This window comes from Alphaproteobacteria bacterium (genome assembly GCA_041396705.1).
Classification (GTDB): domain Bacteria; phylum Pseudomonadota; class Alphaproteobacteria; order CALKHQ01; family CALKHQ01; genus CALKHQ01.
Genome location: JAWKYB010000006.1, coordinates 228,091 through 243,743 on the forward strand (window position 1 = coordinate 228,091; position 15,653 = coordinate 243,743).

General features: G+C 72.5%; 18 protein-coding genes. 10 read left to right on the forward strand and 8 right to left on the reverse strand.

Features of this window, described 5'->3' with window-relative positions:
• Nucleotides 1-93: 93 nt before the first annotated feature.
• Both R3F55_10735 and R3F55_10740 read right to left on the reverse strand, forming a co-directional pair.
• On the reverse strand, nucleotides 94-1,005 hold the full coding sequence (locus R3F55_10735) for a hypothetical protein (protein ID MEZ5667887.1): 912 nt from the start codon (nucleotides 1,003-1,005) through the stop codon (nucleotides 94-96).
• A 270-nt stretch (nucleotides 1,006-1,275) separates the two neighbouring features.
• Nucleotides 1,276-2,478: a pyridoxal phosphate-dependent aminotransferase gene (locus R3F55_10740; GenBank protein MEZ5667888.1), complete on the reverse strand. Its 1,203-nt coding sequence runs from the start codon at nucleotides 2,476-2,478 to the stop codon at nucleotides 1,276-1,278.
• A gap of 218 nt (nucleotides 2,479-2,696) precedes the next feature.
• On the opposite strand from R3F55_10740, the gene R3F55_10745 reads away from it, so the two are divergent.
• The 4 genes from R3F55_10745 to R3F55_10760 all read left to right on the forward strand — a co-directional run bounded on the left by R3F55_10745 (nucleotide 2,697) and on the right by R3F55_10760 (nucleotide 6,886).
• The gene (locus tag R3F55_10745) at nucleotides 2,697-2,975 is read left to right on the forward strand and encodes a hypothetical protein (GenBank protein ID MEZ5667889.1); all 279 of its coding nucleotides are present in this window, start codon (nucleotides 2,697-2,699) and stop codon (nucleotides 2,973-2,975) included.
• A 187-nt stretch (nucleotides 2,976-3,162) separates the two neighbouring features.
• Nucleotides 3,163-5,610: a marine proteobacterial sortase target protein gene (locus R3F55_10750; GenBank protein ID MEZ5667890.1), complete on the forward strand. Its 2,448-nt coding sequence runs from the start codon at nucleotides 3,163-3,165 to the stop codon at nucleotides 5,608-5,610.
• A gap of 122 nt (nucleotides 5,611-5,732) precedes the next feature.
• On the forward strand, nucleotides 5,733-6,224 hold the full coding sequence (locus R3F55_10755; protein ID MEZ5667891.1) for a class D sortase: 492 nt from the start codon (nucleotides 5,733-5,735) through the stop codon (nucleotides 6,222-6,224).
• A 224-nt stretch (nucleotides 6,225-6,448) separates the two neighbouring features.
• Nucleotides 6,449-6,886 carry a glyoxalase superfamily protein gene (locus R3F55_10760; GenBank protein MEZ5667892.1) on the forward strand — a complete coding sequence of 146 codons (438 nt, stop codon included), beginning with the start codon at nucleotides 6,449-6,451 and terminating at the stop codon, nucleotides 6,884-6,886.
• Nucleotides 6,887-6,940: 54 nt separating this feature from the next.
• On the opposite strand, the gene R3F55_10765 is transcribed toward R3F55_10760, so the two are convergent.
• The 6 genes from R3F55_10765 to R3F55_10790 form a co-directional block, all read right to left on the reverse strand.
• Complete coding sequence (locus R3F55_10765) at nucleotides 6,941-7,600, reverse strand: heme-binding protein (protein MEZ5667893.1); 660 nt, start codon at nucleotides 7,598-7,600, stop codon at nucleotides 6,941-6,943.
• A 91-nt stretch (nucleotides 7,601-7,691) separates the two neighbouring features.
• A complete protein-coding gene (locus tag R3F55_10770) occupies nucleotides 7,692-8,783 on the reverse strand; it encodes a 2OG-Fe(II) oxygenase (protein MEZ5667894.1) in 1,092 nt (363 codons plus the stop codon).
• A gap of 98 nt (nucleotides 8,784-8,881) precedes the next feature.
• Complete coding sequence (locus tag R3F55_10775) at nucleotides 8,882-9,760, reverse strand: CopD family protein (protein ID MEZ5667895.1); 879 nt, start codon at nucleotides 9,758-9,760, stop codon at nucleotides 8,882-8,884.
• A 16-nt stretch (nucleotides 9,761-9,776) separates the two neighbouring features.
• Complete coding sequence (locus R3F55_10780) at nucleotides 9,777-10,124, reverse strand: copper resistance protein CopC (protein ID MEZ5667896.1); 348 nt, start codon at nucleotides 10,122-10,124, stop codon at nucleotides 9,777-9,779.
• 125 nt (nucleotides 10,125-10,249) lie between these two features.
• A complete protein-coding gene (gene cueR, locus R3F55_10785) occupies nucleotides 10,250-10,645 on the reverse strand; it encodes a Cu(I)-responsive transcriptional regulator (GenBank protein MEZ5667897.1) in 396 nt (131 codons plus the stop codon).
• Nucleotides 10,646-10,775: 130 nt separating this feature from the next.
• Entirely contained in the window at nucleotides 10,776-11,327 is a 552-nt protein-coding gene (locus tag R3F55_10790) for a hypothetical protein (GenBank protein MEZ5667898.1), read from the reverse strand.
• A 70-nt stretch (nucleotides 11,328-11,397) separates the two neighbouring features.
• Between R3F55_10790 and R3F55_10795 the strand changes: the two genes are divergently transcribed.
• The 6 genes from R3F55_10795 (at nucleotide 11,398) to R3F55_10820 (ending at nucleotide 15,652) form a co-directional block, all read left to right on the forward strand.
• The gene (locus R3F55_10795; GenBank protein MEZ5667899.1) at nucleotides 11,398-11,997 is read left to right on the forward strand and encodes a Crp/Fnr family transcriptional regulator; all 600 of its coding nucleotides are present in this window, start codon (nucleotides 11,398-11,400) and stop codon (nucleotides 11,995-11,997) included.
• A gap of 90 nt (nucleotides 11,998-12,087) precedes the next feature.
• Complete coding sequence (gene dcd / locus R3F55_10800) at nucleotides 12,088-12,633, forward strand: dCTP deaminase (GenBank protein ID MEZ5667900.1); 546 nt, start codon at nucleotides 12,088-12,090, stop codon at nucleotides 12,631-12,633.
• Nucleotides 12,634-12,684: 51 nt separating this feature from the next.
• Nucleotides 12,685-13,977 (forward strand): UDP-N-acetylglucosamine 1-carboxyvinyltransferase, encoded by a 1,293-nt coding sequence (murA, locus tag R3F55_10805; GenBank protein MEZ5667901.1) that lies wholly within the window; start codon nucleotides 12,685-12,687, stop codon nucleotides 13,975-13,977.
• Nucleotides 13,978-13,993: 16 nt separating this feature from the next.
• The gene (locus R3F55_10810; GenBank protein ID MEZ5667902.1) at nucleotides 13,994-14,458 is read left to right on the forward strand and encodes a DUF2948 family protein; all 465 of its coding nucleotides are present in this window, start codon (nucleotides 13,994-13,996) and stop codon (nucleotides 14,456-14,458) included.
• A gap of 3 nt (nucleotides 14,459-14,461) precedes the next feature.
• The gene (hisG, locus tag R3F55_10815; protein MEZ5667903.1) at nucleotides 14,462-15,166 is read left to right on the forward strand and encodes an ATP phosphoribosyltransferase; all 705 of its coding nucleotides are present in this window, start codon (nucleotides 14,462-14,464) and stop codon (nucleotides 15,164-15,166) included.
• Nucleotides 15,167-15,175: 9 nt separating this feature from the next.
• Nucleotides 15,176-15,652 carry a UPF0262 family protein gene (locus tag R3F55_10820; GenBank protein MEZ5667904.1) on the forward strand — a complete coding sequence of 159 codons (477 nt, stop codon included), beginning with the start codon at nucleotides 15,176-15,178 and terminating at the stop codon, nucleotides 15,650-15,652.
• The last annotated feature ends 1 nt before the right edge of the window (nucleotide 15,653 follow it).

The following is a 15,653-nucleotide window of genomic DNA, read 5'->3' on the forward strand; positions in this document are numbered from 1 at the left end:
CGCCGCCTGCTGCCGCTGGTGCTGGACGACCTGGAGGCCGGCGACTCCGGCGGCACGCCGGTGCTGGAACGCGAGGACGAGTCGTTCGAAGCGTCAGACGAGGCAGACGGGGACGAAGCCGACGGGGACGAAGCCGACGGGGACGAAGCCGACGAGGACGACGACGAGGACGGCGCCGACTATCTGCTCTACCAGGTGCGCGACCCCGCCGGCGCTCTGCTGATCCGCTCGCCCGACGCGCCCGCCCGGCCGTTCGCCGCCGCCGTCGCACCCGGCTTCGCCGACGCCGGAGGCTTCCGCCTCTACACGGCGCTGTCGGCGGACGGCACGGTGGCGGTGCAGGTGGCGCAGCCCCATGCCCAGCGCTGGGAGGCGATCGCAGGCAGCCTGGCCTGGCTCCTCGCCCCGCTGGCCGCGCTGGTGCCGCTGTCGGCGCTGGCGATCTGGCGCACGGTCGCGGCCGCGCGCCGGCCGATCGCGGCGATGCAGCGCGAGATCCGCGGGCGCGGGCGCGCGAACCTGGCGCCGATCCCGGCCGACGGCCTGCCGGAAGAGCTCGCGCCGATCGCGGCCGACGTCAACCGGCTGCTGCTGCGGCTCGGCGCGGCGTTGGAGGGCGAGCGCGCCTTCGCCGCCAACAGCGCGCACGAGTTGCGCACACCGGTTGCCGCGGCCCTGGCCCAGGCCCAGCGCCTCGCCGCGACCGCCGACGACGGCCCGCCGCGGGCACGGGCGCAGGAGATGGTGGCGACGCTGGAACGGCTCGGCCGGCTGACCGAGAAGCTGCTGCAGCTGGCCCGGGCCGAGGCCGGCGCGGCAACCGCCCCCGGCGCCGCCGACCTGATGCCGGCGCTGCGGCTGATCGCGGACGACTATCGCCGCCGGCCGGCCGTCGCCGACAGGCTGCGCTTCGCCGACGGTGGCCGCACCGCGCTGGTGCTGCGGGCCGACGTCGATGCGGCCGCCATCGCCGTGCAGAATCTGGTCGACAACGCGCTGGCCCACGGCGCCGCCGGCGGCGCGGTGACGCTGGCGGTCGACGCCGACGGCGCCATCCGCGTCACCAGCGAGGGGCCGGCGGTACCGCCCGAGGTGCTGCCCACGCTGCGCCGGCGGTTCGAGCGCGCCGGCGCCCAGGCCCCGGCTCCGGCCTCGGGCTCGCCATCGTCGACGCGATCATGCGCCAGGCCGGCGGCGCGCTGGAACTGGCGTCGCCCGCGCGCGGGCGCAGCTCCGGCTTCGAGGCCGTGCTGCGCTTCCCGGCCGGCGAGGCGGCTAGCTGAGCGCCTCGCAGGCCTTGCGGATGCGCCCGCAGGCATCCTCCAGCGCCGCGGTCGAGGTGGCGTAGGAGATGCGGAAGGCCGGGCCCAGGCCGAACGCCTCGCCGAACACCACCGCCACGCCGACGCTGTCCAGCAGGTAGGTGCAGAAATCCTGGTCGTTGGTCAGCGTCCGGCCGTCCGGCGTCTTCCGGCCGATCACGCCGGCGCAGGAGGGATAGACGTAGAAGGCCCCCTCCGGCACCGGGCAGCTCAGCCCCGGCGTCGCGTTGATCGCCCCGGCCACCAGGTCGCGCCGCTGCTTGAACGCGGCGTTGCGCTCGACCAGGAAGTCCTCCGGCCCGTTCAGCGCCGCCACCGCCGCCCACTGGCTGATGGTCGAGGTCATGGTGGTGGCCTGGCTCTGGATCTTGTTCATCGCCTTGATCAGCGCCACCGGCCCGGCGGCCCAGCCGACGCGCCAGCCGGTCATCGCATAGGCCTTCGACACGCCGTTCAGCGTCAGCGTGCGGTCGTAGAGCCCGGGCTCGACCTCGGCGACGGTGGCGAAGACGAAGCCGTCGTAGACGATCTTCTGGTACATGTCGTCGGTCATCACCCACACATGCGGGTGGCGCATCAGCACCTCGGTCAGCGCCTTGATCTCGTCGCGGCTGTAGCCGGCGCCGGTCGGGTTGTTCGGGCTGTTCATGATCAGCCACTTGGTACGCGGCGTGATCGCCGCCTCCAGCGCCGCCGGCGTCAGCTTGAACGACTGTTCCACCGGGCAGGGCACGATCACCGGCGTGCCCTCGTTCAGCAGCGTGATGTCGGGATAGCTGACCCAGTAGGGCGCCGGAATGATCACCTCGTCGCCCGGGTTCAACGTCGCGGTCAGCGCGTTGTAGATGGTCTGCTTGCCGCCGCAGCCGACCGACACCTGGTCCGGCGTGTAGTCCAGCCCGTTGTCGCGCTTGAACTGGGCGCAGATCGCCTCGCGCAGCTCGATGATGCCGGGCACCGCGGTGTACTTGGTCTTGCCCTCGGCCAGCGCCCGCACGGCGGCGTCCTTGATGTGCTGCGGCGTGTCGAAGTCCGGCTCGCCGGCGCCGAGCCCGATCACGTCGCGACCGGCCCGCTTCAGCTCCGCGGCGCGGGTGGTGACGGCGATGGTCGGCGACGGCTGGATCCGGTCGAGGCGGTCGGCGAGAAACGACATGGCAGGGGGTTGTCCGTGGCTGGTTGCGTCTTCGGCGGGCGCACGAAACCACGTCGCCGGCCGCCCCGCAATCGCCAATGCGCCGCGGCTCAAAACACCGTTACAACGGCGTACATACTGTGCCCGGCGGCTATTATCCCGCAGAACCGTCGTCGAGAAACGGCCGCGCCGGCATTGCGCCGCACCGAACGGCCGTCACGACCGGGAGCGCGGACACCATGCTGGATGCCGAGACCGAGCTGCTGTTCGGCGCCCTGCTCGCCGGCGCACGCCTGCTGCGGCAGGTGCCGTCGGACACCGACATGCCGGCGACGGCCCAGTTCTGTCAGTCGCCCCTCGGTCTCGCCGCGCTGATCGAGATGTGGTGCGTCGACAACGCACCGGCTCTCGTGCCGGAGAACGGCGCGCTGCCGCAGCCTTGTGCGTCCAGCGACGACGCCGCCGTCGCCGCCCTTGCGGCCCGGTTCGACCCCGGGGCCGCGCCCTCGGCGCAATAGACCGGCCGCACCGCCGGCGGGACAAATCACAGTCTCGCCGCATTCCGCCCCGATTTCCGCCGCACCGTCTCGCCAGCTTAGCCGCAGGGAGAGCATCCGCGCGCATCGCCGCCGCGGACTGCAAAGGCGTCGGACATCACTGGGCTCGCTCGCGGGCCCGCCGGAGGGATGCCAAGGGAGGCGACCGATGAGCGACAACCGCCACGTCTATGCCGCGCTGCTGGACGGATCAGACCGAACAGCGACCCGGGCCCGGCTGCGCAGCCAGGCCGGTTTTTCCAGGACCCTGCGCCTGATCGTCATCGTCAACGCGCTGCTCGCCGTGATCCTGCCGCTGCTGGTGATCGCACGGGCACATGCCTCGACCGAGCTCGAGCCGGTGGTGCTGCCCAGCGACGGCCAGGCCGGGCTGTGGATGGCGACGCCCGACCCGGACTTCGTGGTCCGCGCGCCCACGGTCGACACCGACGTGGTGATCGACGTGCACGGCATGATCGTGCGCACCCGCGTCACCCAGACCTTCGAGAATCCGGGCGATTTCTGGACCGAGGCGGTCTACGTCTATCCCCTGCCGGAGGACGCGGCCGTCGACCGGCTGCGCATGATGGTCGGCGAGCGCGTGGTCGAGGGCCGCATCGACACCCGCGACGCCGCGCGCGAGGCCTATGAGCAGGCCTTGACCGACGGCCGCCAGGCCAGCCTGGTCGAGCAGGAGCGGCCCAACATCTTCACCACCTCGGTCGCCAACATCGGCCCGGGCGAGAGCATCACCGTCGAGATCACCTACCAGGAGACCGCCGGCTATGACGGCGGCCAGTTCAGCCTGCGGTTCCCGATGGTGGTGGCGCCGCGCTACATCCCCGACGGCACGGTCGAGGGCACCATCACCGGCGTGTCGGCCAACGGCGACGACGGCCCGGCCATCGACTCGCTGCTGTGCATCAGCCTGGGCGAGCTGCAGCCGGTCAGCGAGACGCCGGAGGACTGGTGGCGGATCACCCCGCCGGTGCGCAACCCCGAGGACGGCCCGATCAACCCGATCACCCTGACCGTGCACCTGGATGCCGGCATGCCGCTGGCCTCGGTCGACGCGCCGTTCCACGACGTCGACATCCGCGAGTCGGCCAGCCTGGTCACGGTCAGCCTTGCCGGCGACGAAGAGCACTTCGCCGACGGCGACTTCGAGTTGAACTGGCGCCCGGTGCTGGGCAGCGAGCCGACCGCCGCCATGTTCCACGAGGCGGTCGACGGCGACCACTTCATCCACGTCATGGTGATGCCGACCGCGGCCGATGCGGCCACCGACTTCGACCAGCCGCGCGAGGTGATCTACGTGATCGACACCTCCGGCTCGATGGACGGCGAGTCGATCGTCCAGGCCCGGGCCGCGCTGCAGATCGCGCTGGAAGCGCTGGACCCGGCGGACCGCTTCAACGTGATCGAGTTCAACGACCACGCCAGCACCCTGTTCCGCGGTGCGGTCGAGGCCAGCGAACGCAACGTCGGCATGGCCATCGGCTTTGTCCAGGCGCTGCGCGCCGAGGGCGGCACCGAGATCCTGGAGGCGATGCAGGCTGCGCTCGACGACGACGCGCCCGAGGGCTATGTCCGCCAGGTGGTGTTCATTACCGACGGTTCGATCGGCAACGAACAGCAGATCTTCAACTACATCCACCGCAGCCTCGGCGCCTCGCGCCTGTTCACCGTCGGCATCGGCTCGGCGCCGAACAGCTTCTTCATGACCGAGGCGGCGGAGCTGGGCCGCGGCACCTTCACCTACATCGGCAGCACCAACCAGGTGCAGGAGCGGATGGACGCGCTGTTCACCAAGCTGGAGAACCCGGTGATGACCGACCTGACGGTCAAGCCGGCCGGCGGCGGCCTGTTCGACCTGGCCGACACCGAGATCTGGCCGAATCCGATCCCCGACCTGTACCAGGGCGAGCCGGTGACCTTCACCATGCGCGTCGACGACCCGGACCAGTCGATCGTGGTCGGCGGCCTGCGTGCCGGCCAGCCGTGGCGCCAGGTGATCAGCCTGAGCGACGCCGAGGATTCGTCCGGCGTCGGCGCGGTCTGGGCCTATGCCAAGATCGACGCGCTGATGGACACGCTCGCCTTCGGCGCCGACCCGGAAGAGGTCGAGGACGCGGTCACCGAGGTCGCGCTCGCCCACCAGGTGGTCAGCCGCTACACCAGCCTGGTGGCGGAGACCGACGAGGTGGTGGTGCCCGAGGGCGCCCGCGTCGCCAGCTTCCAGATCGAGACCAACCTGCCGCGCGGCTGGGTGTTCGAGAGCGTGTTCGGCGGCATCGCCCGCGAGCGCGACCAGGCCGATCCGTCCCCGAGCCAGGAGGCGCTGCAGGCACCGTTGCCGGCGCCGACGACCGGTTTCAGCAGCGGCGGCGCGGACGCCTCGGCCTCGATGCGCGCCGCACCGATGGTGTCGTACGAGGAAGTCGACGTCGACGACGGCCCGGTCCTGCTGGGCGATGCCCCGACCGGTCTGGGCGAGCTGGTGTCGATGCGCACCGCGCTGATCCTGCTCGCTTGCGGCGCCTCGCTGGCCCTGGTCGCGCTGATGCTGGCCGTCGCCCGCCGGCGCGCCGGGATCCGGCACCGCCGGCCCGACTGACGGTGGCGCAAGCCGTCAGACCTATCCGATCGTTGCCCAGGACGGTGACAGCCTGGGCGGCGGCCGGCGCCGCGGCCTGTTTGATCAGCGTTGGGGGGTTCCAGCTCTGGCAGGCCGCGGCGGTGGCAGACCGGGCGGCGGCAGCGCAGACCAGCGCTGCCGCCGTCTGGCAATCCGCACCCGGCGACGGCGCGGCGGACGCGGCAACGCTCCCGGTCGAGCGGCCGATCGCCCGGCTGACCGACGCCGGCCGCGGCGTCGACCTGTACATCCTGCCCGATGCCGACTGGGACTCGCTGCTGGACGGCCCCGGCCTGTTCGCCGGCGTCGCCCCCGGCTTGCCCGGCATCAGCGTGATCGCCGGCCACCGCGAGACCCATTTCGCCTTCCTGCGCGACCTGCGCGTCGGCGAGACGCTGTCGGTGACCGACAGCGATGGCCGGGTCACCACCTATCGCGTCACCGACGCCCGGGTAGTCGACGGCCGCACCACGCGGGTCGGCGGCCCGACCCCGGCCGATGCGCCGGCCACGCTGCTGCTGGTCACCTGCTATCCGTTCGACTCCGAGGAGATCGGCCCGGAGCGCTATGTGGTGACCGCCGTCGCTTCATAGCCGCGTCCGCGTCAGCCCGCGCCGTGCGCCGCGCCGCGGCACGGATTGACGCCGCCGCCGGCTGCCGCTATGACCCGCGCCGGGAGAAGGCCCCTGCCGCCCGCCGGCCCTGCCGTGGTGAAGCCCTTCGACGATCCGTTGCGACGCCCACGCAAGCTGGCGCGGTCCGATGGCAATGCGGGCACCGTCATTCCGCCGCGCCGAAGCTTGAGCGAGGCTGAACCATGAACGGGTCCGCACACCTGCCGACCATCGACGAACTGAAGGACCAGGCCCGCCGCCTGCGCTCCAGGCTGGCCGCCGCCGGCACCCAGATCGGCCACGGCCAGGCGCTGGAGCTGCTGGCCGCCCAGCACGGCTACAAGGACTGGAACACCCTGCACGCCGCCGTCGGCAACCGCCCGCGCTGCCCGGTGGCGCTGGGCCAGCACGTGCGCGGCCGCTATCTTGGCCAGCCCTTCGCCGGCGCGGTGATCGGCGTACAGACGCTGCAGCAGCCGGACCGCTATCGGCTGACGCTGCAGTTCGACGAGCCGGTCGACGTGGTCAGGTTCGACAGCTTCTCCGCCTTCCGCTCGCGGGTGTCCTGCGTGGTGAACGGCGCGGGCGTGACGCTGGAGAAGACCTCGGACGGCCAGCCGCACCTGGTGCTGCAGCGCTGACCCGCCGCGCGGGCGCCGGCGGGCGTGGGTCCGCCGGCGCGGGTGCGGGCTCCGCTATCGCTGCGGCGCGATCTCCACCATCACCTCGTTGCGGCGCAGGAAGCCGGGGATCCAGGGTGCGTTGTAATAGGCATAGGTCGGCGCGCCGAGCGGCGCGGCGCCCTCGCGGTCGAGCCAGGCCTGCAGCGCCGCGGACATCTCCGCAATCCGGCTGTCGTCGGCGACGCCGGAGAAGCGTATCACGGCCAGCCGACGCGCCGGCACCTGCTCCAGCTCGACCACCGCGTCGACGGGCGCCGGCAGCGCGTCCAGGGTCCACTCCTCCGGCATCACGAAGCTGATCCGCCAGTCGTCGCCGCGCGGACCGGTCCCCTGCTGCAGGACCGGCGCGGTCATGGCGATGGACACGCCTTCGGCCGGCTGCTGCAGCACCGGTGCGGTCATCGCGATCTCGGTCGTGGCCCGGTTGGCACCGAAGATGTAGCGGGCGATGACACGGAACCCGTCGTTCGCGGCGTCGCGCCGCGCGCCGGCGGCGTCGACCGTCGCGACGACGAGCGCCGGATAGTCCCGGATCTCGAAATCGCCGTCGCGTTTCACGACCGTGAACGGCGGCTCCTTCGTCGTCAGCTCGACATAGGCGGCATAGGCGACGGCGCCTGCGACACAGAGGGCGATCAGACCGCCGACGCTCCACAGGATGATCTTCAGCATGGACCGGCTCCTCGCGGCTGTGCGACGCCCGCGAACGGGGCGTGCTCTGCGAGGTTCTACGCACCGTCGCGCCGATCGGACCGCGGCCGCGTCAGGCGCGGTAGGTCGCCTTGCCGTCCTCGAGCAGGCCGATGTTGCGTTCGCGCACCCTGGCCGCGGCATCGTCGTAGAGGAACGGCAGGGTGGCATAGCGCACGCCCTCGGTCACCGGCAGCGCCTCGTGCAGCAGCGAGCAGGAGAACACCACCGCGCCGCCGGTCGGCGGGCGATAGCTGCGCGGCCCGTATTCGGGAAAGCGCAGCTCGCCGCCGGCGAACTCCTCGGCGTTCAGGTTGATGCTGACGGCGAAGCGGCGGTGCGCGGTGGCCGCGGTGGTGTTGTCGCGATGCGGCTTGAAGAAGCCCTGCGAGGCGGCGTCGTAGCAGGCCACGATATAGCGCTCGATCCGCGTCACCTCGAACTGGAACGCCCGGGCGATCTCCGGCACCAGCCGGCAGCGCAGCGCCTCGCGCAGATGGCCGCGCAGGCCTTCGTCGCCGATGGTCACGTCGGCGCGGCGCTTGAAGCCGGCGTCCTTGACCATGACCGTGCGCCCGTCCTCGGTGCGCATGAAGCCGGAGGGTTCCGGCTCGCCGGCGCGGTAATAGTCGATCAGCCGGCGGCAGAATTCCGGCTCAAGCACCCGCGGCACCAGCAGCACCGGCGCCCAGGGCTGGGCGGTGGCGTGTGCCGCCGGGTCGGGCAGCGCCCGCAGCGCGGCGAGCAGGGCGTCGGCGCGGTCGAGCGGGCCGGAAGCGAATACCCGCAGCGTCGGGTCGAGCACGAACCAGCGCGGATCGAGCGCGCCGTCCGTGCCGACCAGGCCGTAGTCCGCAGCGATCGCCCGGCCGGGGTCGTGGAACACCCGCTGGTGGGGAAAGGCGGCGCCGACCGCGGCGGCGTCGAGGTCGGCCTCGTCCTCGGACACGCCGAAGCAGACGACACGGCCGTCGTCGGTGGGGCCCAGGCCGGCCGCCAGCGCCGCCAGGAACGCCGTCGCGGCCGGCTCGCCGCTGCGACCGAAGAAGCACAGGGCGACGAAGCGGCCGCCCAGGCTGGAAAAGGCGAAGCGCGGGTTGACCGGGGCCTTGGCGAAGAACCACGGCGCCGGCTCGCCCCAGGCCAAAGATCGCTGCGCTGCCATCCCTGCCCCTCCCGCACCCGCCTGCACATTGAGGATCCGTCCGGCACCTGCTTACACAGCGTCGCGGGCGGCGGCAATCGTCCGCTCCGCGCCGCCGGTCAGGGCGTCATCAGCACCGGTGCGGTGGTCACCCGGGTCAACCAGGCGGTGGCCAGCAGCACGCCGACGGCAAAGCCGATTTCCAGCCGGATGGCGCGGCGCAGCCGGGCGGCGGCCTGCGGCCTTCCCGCCGCCAGCGCCGGGACCAGCCGCCACTTGTTGCCGGCGGCAAGCAGCAGCAGGCCGACCACCGCGGCCAGCTTCACCGCCAGCACGTTGCCGTAGGGCGTGGACCACAGCGGCGCCAGCCCGCCCAGCAGCACCGCCGCCAGCGCCGCGCCGGCGACGACCAGCAGCGCGACGACGACGGCAGCGATCCGGCCGAAGCGCGCCAGCAGCGCGGCCGCGCCGGCGGTGTCGGCCAGACGGGTCGCCGCGGCCAGCGGCAGCAGCGCCCCGACCCAGTAGGCCGCGGCGCACAGGTGCAGGACGACCAGCGCCGCCAGCAGCGGTCGCGGCTCGGCAAGGCTGTGGCCGACCAGCGCGAAGGACGCCGCCACCGCGACGGCGCCCAGCGCGCCGAGGCCGCGGCCGGCGGGGCTGTCGTGCAGCGCCGCCAGTGCAAGCGTCAGGCCGGCGCAGCGCAGGAAGACGCTCGGGCCGAGCGGGCTTTCGACGACGATCTGCAGCATGACCGCATCGAGCGCGCCGTCGAGGCTGCCGCCGGCCAGATAGCCCGCGCGCAGCGGGATCAGCAGCAGCGCGGCAGCGGCGGCCACCGGCACGGCCGCGGCGACCTGCCGGCGCGCCGTGCGCCGTACAGCGGCCGGCGCGGCGGCGAAAACCGGCAGGAACAGCGCGCCGCCGGCCGCAGCCAGCGCGCCGCCGTAGCACAGCGCCTTGACCAGGACGGTCGCGGCCGTCCACGCATCGGGCATCCCGCTGTCGCGCCGGTCAGGGCGACTGGACGGTGAAGGCGAAGGCCCCCTCGGCGGGGTGGCCGTCGTCGGAAAGGCCTCGCCATTCCACCCGATAGGTGCCCGGCGCGAGCGCCGGCAGGGGCACGCTGAACGCCGGGGCGGGGTGGGAATCGACCGCAAAGCCGGTGTCGATCTCGAGCGCCGCTGCGTCGGTCAGGACCAGATGGGTCAGGCTCAGGGACTCGCTGAACGCGAGCGACAGCGCCGCAGGCGGCGGCACGCTGGCGCCATCGGCTGGATCGCTCGACACCAGCGACGCGTGGGCCGACGCTGCAGTCGCCCAAGCAGCGACCCCGAACAGGGCAAGCAGGACAGCGCGCATCGATCCTCTCTCTTCGCAAGATCGCTGATCTGCTAACACCGACCGCCGATGCGTCCATCCCTGCCGACGACATGAGCGGGTTGCCTGACCGAATCAGGACCATTCTGCGTGGCGACGACCGGGGATCACCCGTCGCCCTCGCCGGCAAGGTCGTCGAGGATCGGACAGTCGGGATGGTCGTCGCCGTGGCAGGCCTGGGTGAGCCGCGTCAGGGTGGCGCGCAGCCCCTTCAGCTCGGCCACCTTGCGGTCGATATCGGCGATCCGCGCCAGCGCCAGCTTTTTCACCTCCGCGCTGGCGCGGCCGGCGTCGCCGTACAGCGACAGCAGCGCACGGCAGTCGCGGATGGAGAAGCCGAGCCCGCGCGCCCGCTTCAGGAAACGCAGCACGTGCAGATCGCGCTCCTCGTAGGACCGGTAGCCGTTCGGCAGCCGGTCGGGCACGACCAGCCCGATCTCCTCGTAGTAGCGCACCGTCTTCACCGGCAGGCCGACCCGCTCCGCCGCCTCGCCGATGTTGATCGCGCCGACGACGGATGGCTGCCCGCCCGGCCCGCTGCCCTGCATCGCCTCACCCACCATGACACCGCAGCATGATGGTTCCAGTTACTGGAGGGTCAACCCCGCCGCGACACGGCGGCGGTCCGTCCGCTCAATGGACGTGCGGCGACTGCCCGGTCGCGATCGCCCAGTGGTGGGCCCGGTGATGCGCTCCGGTCGCCATCAGCCCGAAGAAGCCGAGCGCGCGGATCTGCTGCGCGCCCTGGTCCGTGTCGGCGGTGACGCGCAGCACCGCGCCATCGTCGGTCGCCTCGGCCGTCGCCGTCCAGCCGGCGACGGCGTCGAGCTCGGCCGCGTGTGCCGGCACCATGCGCCGGATCGCGTCGGCGACGGCGCCGTCGCCGGTGACCGCTATCGACAGGCCGCCGTCGACGGCCGTCCCCGCCGGCCGGGCGTACAGCATCACCCGGTCCATGTCGGCCAGGTGCGCTTGCAGCGCGGCGATGTCGACCGTCGACCAGTCGGTTGCCGGGTCGGCCTGCAGCATCGCGACGATCTCGGCGACCGCGGCGAAGGCGGACTGGCCGGACTCGACCGGCAGTGCCGGGGCCCCGTGCCCCGGCGGATGCGTCATGTCGTCGGCCGCGGCGCGGCCGGCCAGCGCGGCGGCGGCGGACAGGACCAGCACGGGCAGGCGGGCCATCGGCGCTCTCCAATCGTTGACCGGTCGAGCCTAGCCGTCGACCCCGCCGAGGCCATATGATCATGATCATATGGTCGATCCAGCGCCCGCATCGCCCTACGCCCTCCTGGCCGGCACCCCCGCCGAGCGCACCCTTGCGCGGGGTGCCGCGCTGTTCCACGCCGGCGACGCGGTCACCGACATGTTCTTCGTGCGCGCCGGGGCGCTGACGCTGCAGCGGGTGCTGGCCGACGGCCGGGTGGTGCCGGTCGGCCGCGCCGGCGCCGGCGAGACGGTGGCCGAGGCCTCGCTGTTCGCCGAACGCTATCACTGCGATTGCGTCGCCGCGGCCGACAGCACGGTCGTCGCCTGCCGCAAGGTCGAGGTGCTGGCCTCGCTGACCGCCTCGCCGCAGCGGGCGTTGCGGCTGCTGCGGCACATGGCCGGCGAGGTGCAGGACCTGCGCCGCCGGGTCGAGGTGCTGAGCCAGCCCGGCGCCGCCGGCCGCATCCTCGCCTATGTGGCCGCGCATGCCGAGGCCGGCGGCGGCGCCTGGGCGATGGACCGGACCTGGAAGGCGGTGGCGGCGGAACTGGCCCTGAGCCATGAGGCGCTGTATCGGGCGCTGGCCCGGCTCGAGCGCGCGGGCCGGCTGATCCGGGACGGAAGCACGGTGCGCCTGGACGGCTGAACGCGCGCCCTCGGCCTTTCCCCTCCGCCGGCCATCGACTACAACACCGCGCGCAACCCGATCTGACCGAGGACGAGTCCCTTGCCCGTAATGCCCGACAGCTGGATCGGCCGGATGGCCCGCGAGGCCGGCATGATCGACCCGTTCGTCGAACGGCTGAGCCGCGACGGCGTGATCTCCTACGGCCTGTCGTCCTACGGCTACGACGCGCGGGTATCGCCGGAGTTCAAGATCTTCACCAACGTCGACAGCGCGGTGGTCGACCCGAAGAACTTCTCGACCGCCAGCTTCGTCGAACGCACCGCGGACGTGTGCATCATCCCGCCGAACAGCTTCGCCCTGGCCCGCACGGTGGAGTATTTCCGGGTGCCGCGCGACGTGCTGGTGATCTGCCTGGGCAAGTCGACCTATGCCCGCTGCGGCATCATCGTCAACGTCACCCCGCTGGAGCCCGAGTGGGAAGGCCACGTCACGCTGGAATTCTCCAACACCACGCCGCTGCCGGCCAAGGTCTATGCCAACGAGGGGGCGTGCCAGTTCATTTTCTTGAAGGCGGACGCCCCCTGTGACATCTCCTACCGGGATCGGCAGGGCAAGTACCAGGGCCAGACCGGCGTGACGCTGCCCCGCCTGTAGGCGGGCGCCGCGGCCGGCAGCCGGACAGCACGACAACCGAAACGACGGGTCATGGACCAGATCATCATCAAGGGCGGCAGGCCGCTGAAAGGCCGGATCGAGGTCAGCGGCGCCAAGAACGCGGCGTTGCCGCTGCTGACGGCCAGCCTGCTGACCGAGGAAACGCTGACGCTGTCCAACCTGCCGCACCTGGCCGACATCACCACCCTGGTCAGCCTGCTGACCCAGCTTGGCGTCAGCTTCGAGCTCAACGGCCACGCGCCGAACGGCGGCCACACCGGCCGGGTGGTCTCGGCGACCGCGAAGACGATCACCTCCACCACCGCGCCCTACGACCTGGTGCGCAAGATGCGCGCCTCGGTGCTGGTGCTGGGGCCGCTGCTGGCGCGCTGCGGCATCGCGCGGGTGTCGATGCCCGGCGGCTGCGCCATCGGCGCACGCCCGGTCGACCTGCACGTGGCCGCGCTGGAGGACCTGGGCGCCACCATCGAGCTGAACGAGGGCTATGTCGAGGCGCGGGCGCCGAACGGACTGGTCGGGGCGGAGATCACCTTCCCCAAGGTCTCGGTCGGCGCGACCGAGAACCTGCTGATGGCGGCGACCCTGGCCCGCGGCACCACCGTGCTGAACAACGCCGCGCGCGAGCCCGAGGTCACCGACCTGGCCCACTGCCTGCAGGCGATGGGCGCGCAGATCGACGGCGTCGGCAGCGACCGGCTGGAAATCCAGGGCGTCGACCGCCTGCACGCGGCCGAGCACGCCGTGGTCGCCGACCGCATCGAGCTCGGCACCTACATGATGGCGGCCGCGGTCACCCGCGGCGACGTCGAGCTGGTCGGCGGCAACCTGGACCTGGTGCGCGCGCCGGTGCAGGTGCTGCGCGAGGCGGGGGTGAGGGTGGAGCCGACCGCCGGCGGCGTCCACGTCGCGCTGGAGAACGGGGCGCTGACCGGCGTCGACGTGATGACCGAGCCGTTCCCCGGCTTCCCGACCGACCTGCAGGCGCAGTTCATGGCGCTGATGACCACGGCCGGCGGGGCGGCGATGATCACCGAGACCATCTTCGAGAACCGCTTCATGCACGTGCCGGAGCTGGCGCGGATGGGCGCGAACATCAACCTGCACGGCTCGTCGGCGATGGTGCGCGGGGTCAACCGGCTGAAGGGCGCGCCGGTGATGGCCACCGACCTGCGCGCGTCGGTGTCGCTGGTGCTGGCCGCGCTGGCCGCCGAGGGCGAATCGACCATCCACCGGGTCTATCACCTGGACCGCGGCTATGAGCGGCTGGAACAGAAGCTGGCCGCCTGCGGCGCCGAGATCGCCCGCGTGCGCGAAAGCGGCTGAGGACGGGGGACGCGCGATGGCGAAGGACACGCCGCTGAAGCTGCTGGCCACGGATGCCGACGACCTCGCGGTGATCTCCGCCATGCTGCAGGACGCGCTGGTGCCGGTGACCGAGATGAGCTGGCGCGCCGGCGACGGCCGCTTCGCGCTGGTCGCCAACCGCTTCCGCTGGGAAGGCGCGCCCGACCGCGACAGGCAGGGCGCGATCCGCGAGCGCGTCCACGCCGGCCTGTGCTTCGAGCAGGTGCGCAAGGTCAGCCGGCGCGGCTTCGACCCGAGGCACGGCGCGGGCCTGCTGTCGCTGCTGGCAATCCGCTGCGAGGCGGGCGCGGACGGCGAGACCGTCGTGGAGCTGACCTTCGCCGGCGGACCGGAGGTCCGGCTGCAGGTCGCGCGCATCGCCTGCCACCTGGAGGACATCGACCAGCCCTGGCCGACGCGCCACCTGCCGGCGCACCCCGATACCGGCGCCGAGGGCTGAGCCATGCTGACGCCGCCCGCGGTCAGGCCGCCGGACAGCATCGTCTTCGCCCTGCCCAAGGGCCGCATCCTCGCCGAGCTGCGCCCGCTGATGATGTCGGCCGGGTTGCACCCGAGCGCCAGCTTCGACGACCCGGACGACCGTGCGCTGCAGTTCGCCAGCAACGTCGACAACCTGTCGCTGGTGCGCGTGCGCAGCTTCGACGTCGCCAGCTTCGTCGCCTTCGGCGCGGCCGACATCGGGGTGTGCGGCAACGACGTGCTGGCCGAGTTCGACTATTCCGAGGTCTATGCGCCGCTGGACCTGGGTATCGGCCGCTGCCGCATGGCGGTGGCCTGCCCGCGCGCGCTGATCGACGCGGACGAGCCCGAGCGCTGGAGCCACATCCGCGTCGCCACCAAGTACCCGGAGATCACGCGGCGCCATTTCGCCCGCCGCGGGGTGCAGGCCGAGTGCATCAAGCTGAGCGGCGCGATGGAGCTGGCTCCGCGGCTGGGCATGTGCCGGCGCATCGTCGACCTGGTCGAGTCCGGCTCCACCCTGCGCGCCAACGGGCTGGTCGAGGTGGAGACGATCATGCAGGTGTCCTCCCGCCTGATCGTGAACCGGGCCGCGCTGAAGACGCGTCCGCAGGCGATCGGCGCGTGGATCGAACGCTTCCGCCGGGCCTGCGCCGAACGCGACGGCGCCGGTCCGCCAGCCGGATGACGGGCGCGGATGGGCGACGACGGCCACTTCCTGACCAGCGTCCGCCTGGCGGACAGCCTGCCGATGCCGCCCGACCCGGACCTGGCCCACGAGATCAGGGTCGCGATCTACGACCTGGTCGAGGAGAACAGCTTCCGGCCGGCCAACGGCGCCCGCGGGCCGTTCGACCTGGTGGTCGGCCTGGAGGAGAGCCGGCTGGTGCTGCTGATCGCCACCGCCGACGGCGGCGGCGAGGGCCGGCTGTCGCTGCCGCTGGTCTCGCTGCGCCGGCTGATCAAGGACTACGGCATCGTCTGCGACAGCTACGTCGAGGCGATCCGCTCGATGTCGCCGAGCCAGATCGAGGCGATCGACATGGGCCGGCGCGGCCTGCACAACGAGGCCGGCGAGCTGCTGCGCGACAAGCTGGCGGCGCATGTCGCGGTCGACCTGGCCACCGCGCGGCGCCTGTTCACCCTGGTCTACGCCCTGCTGCGGCGGCGTTGAC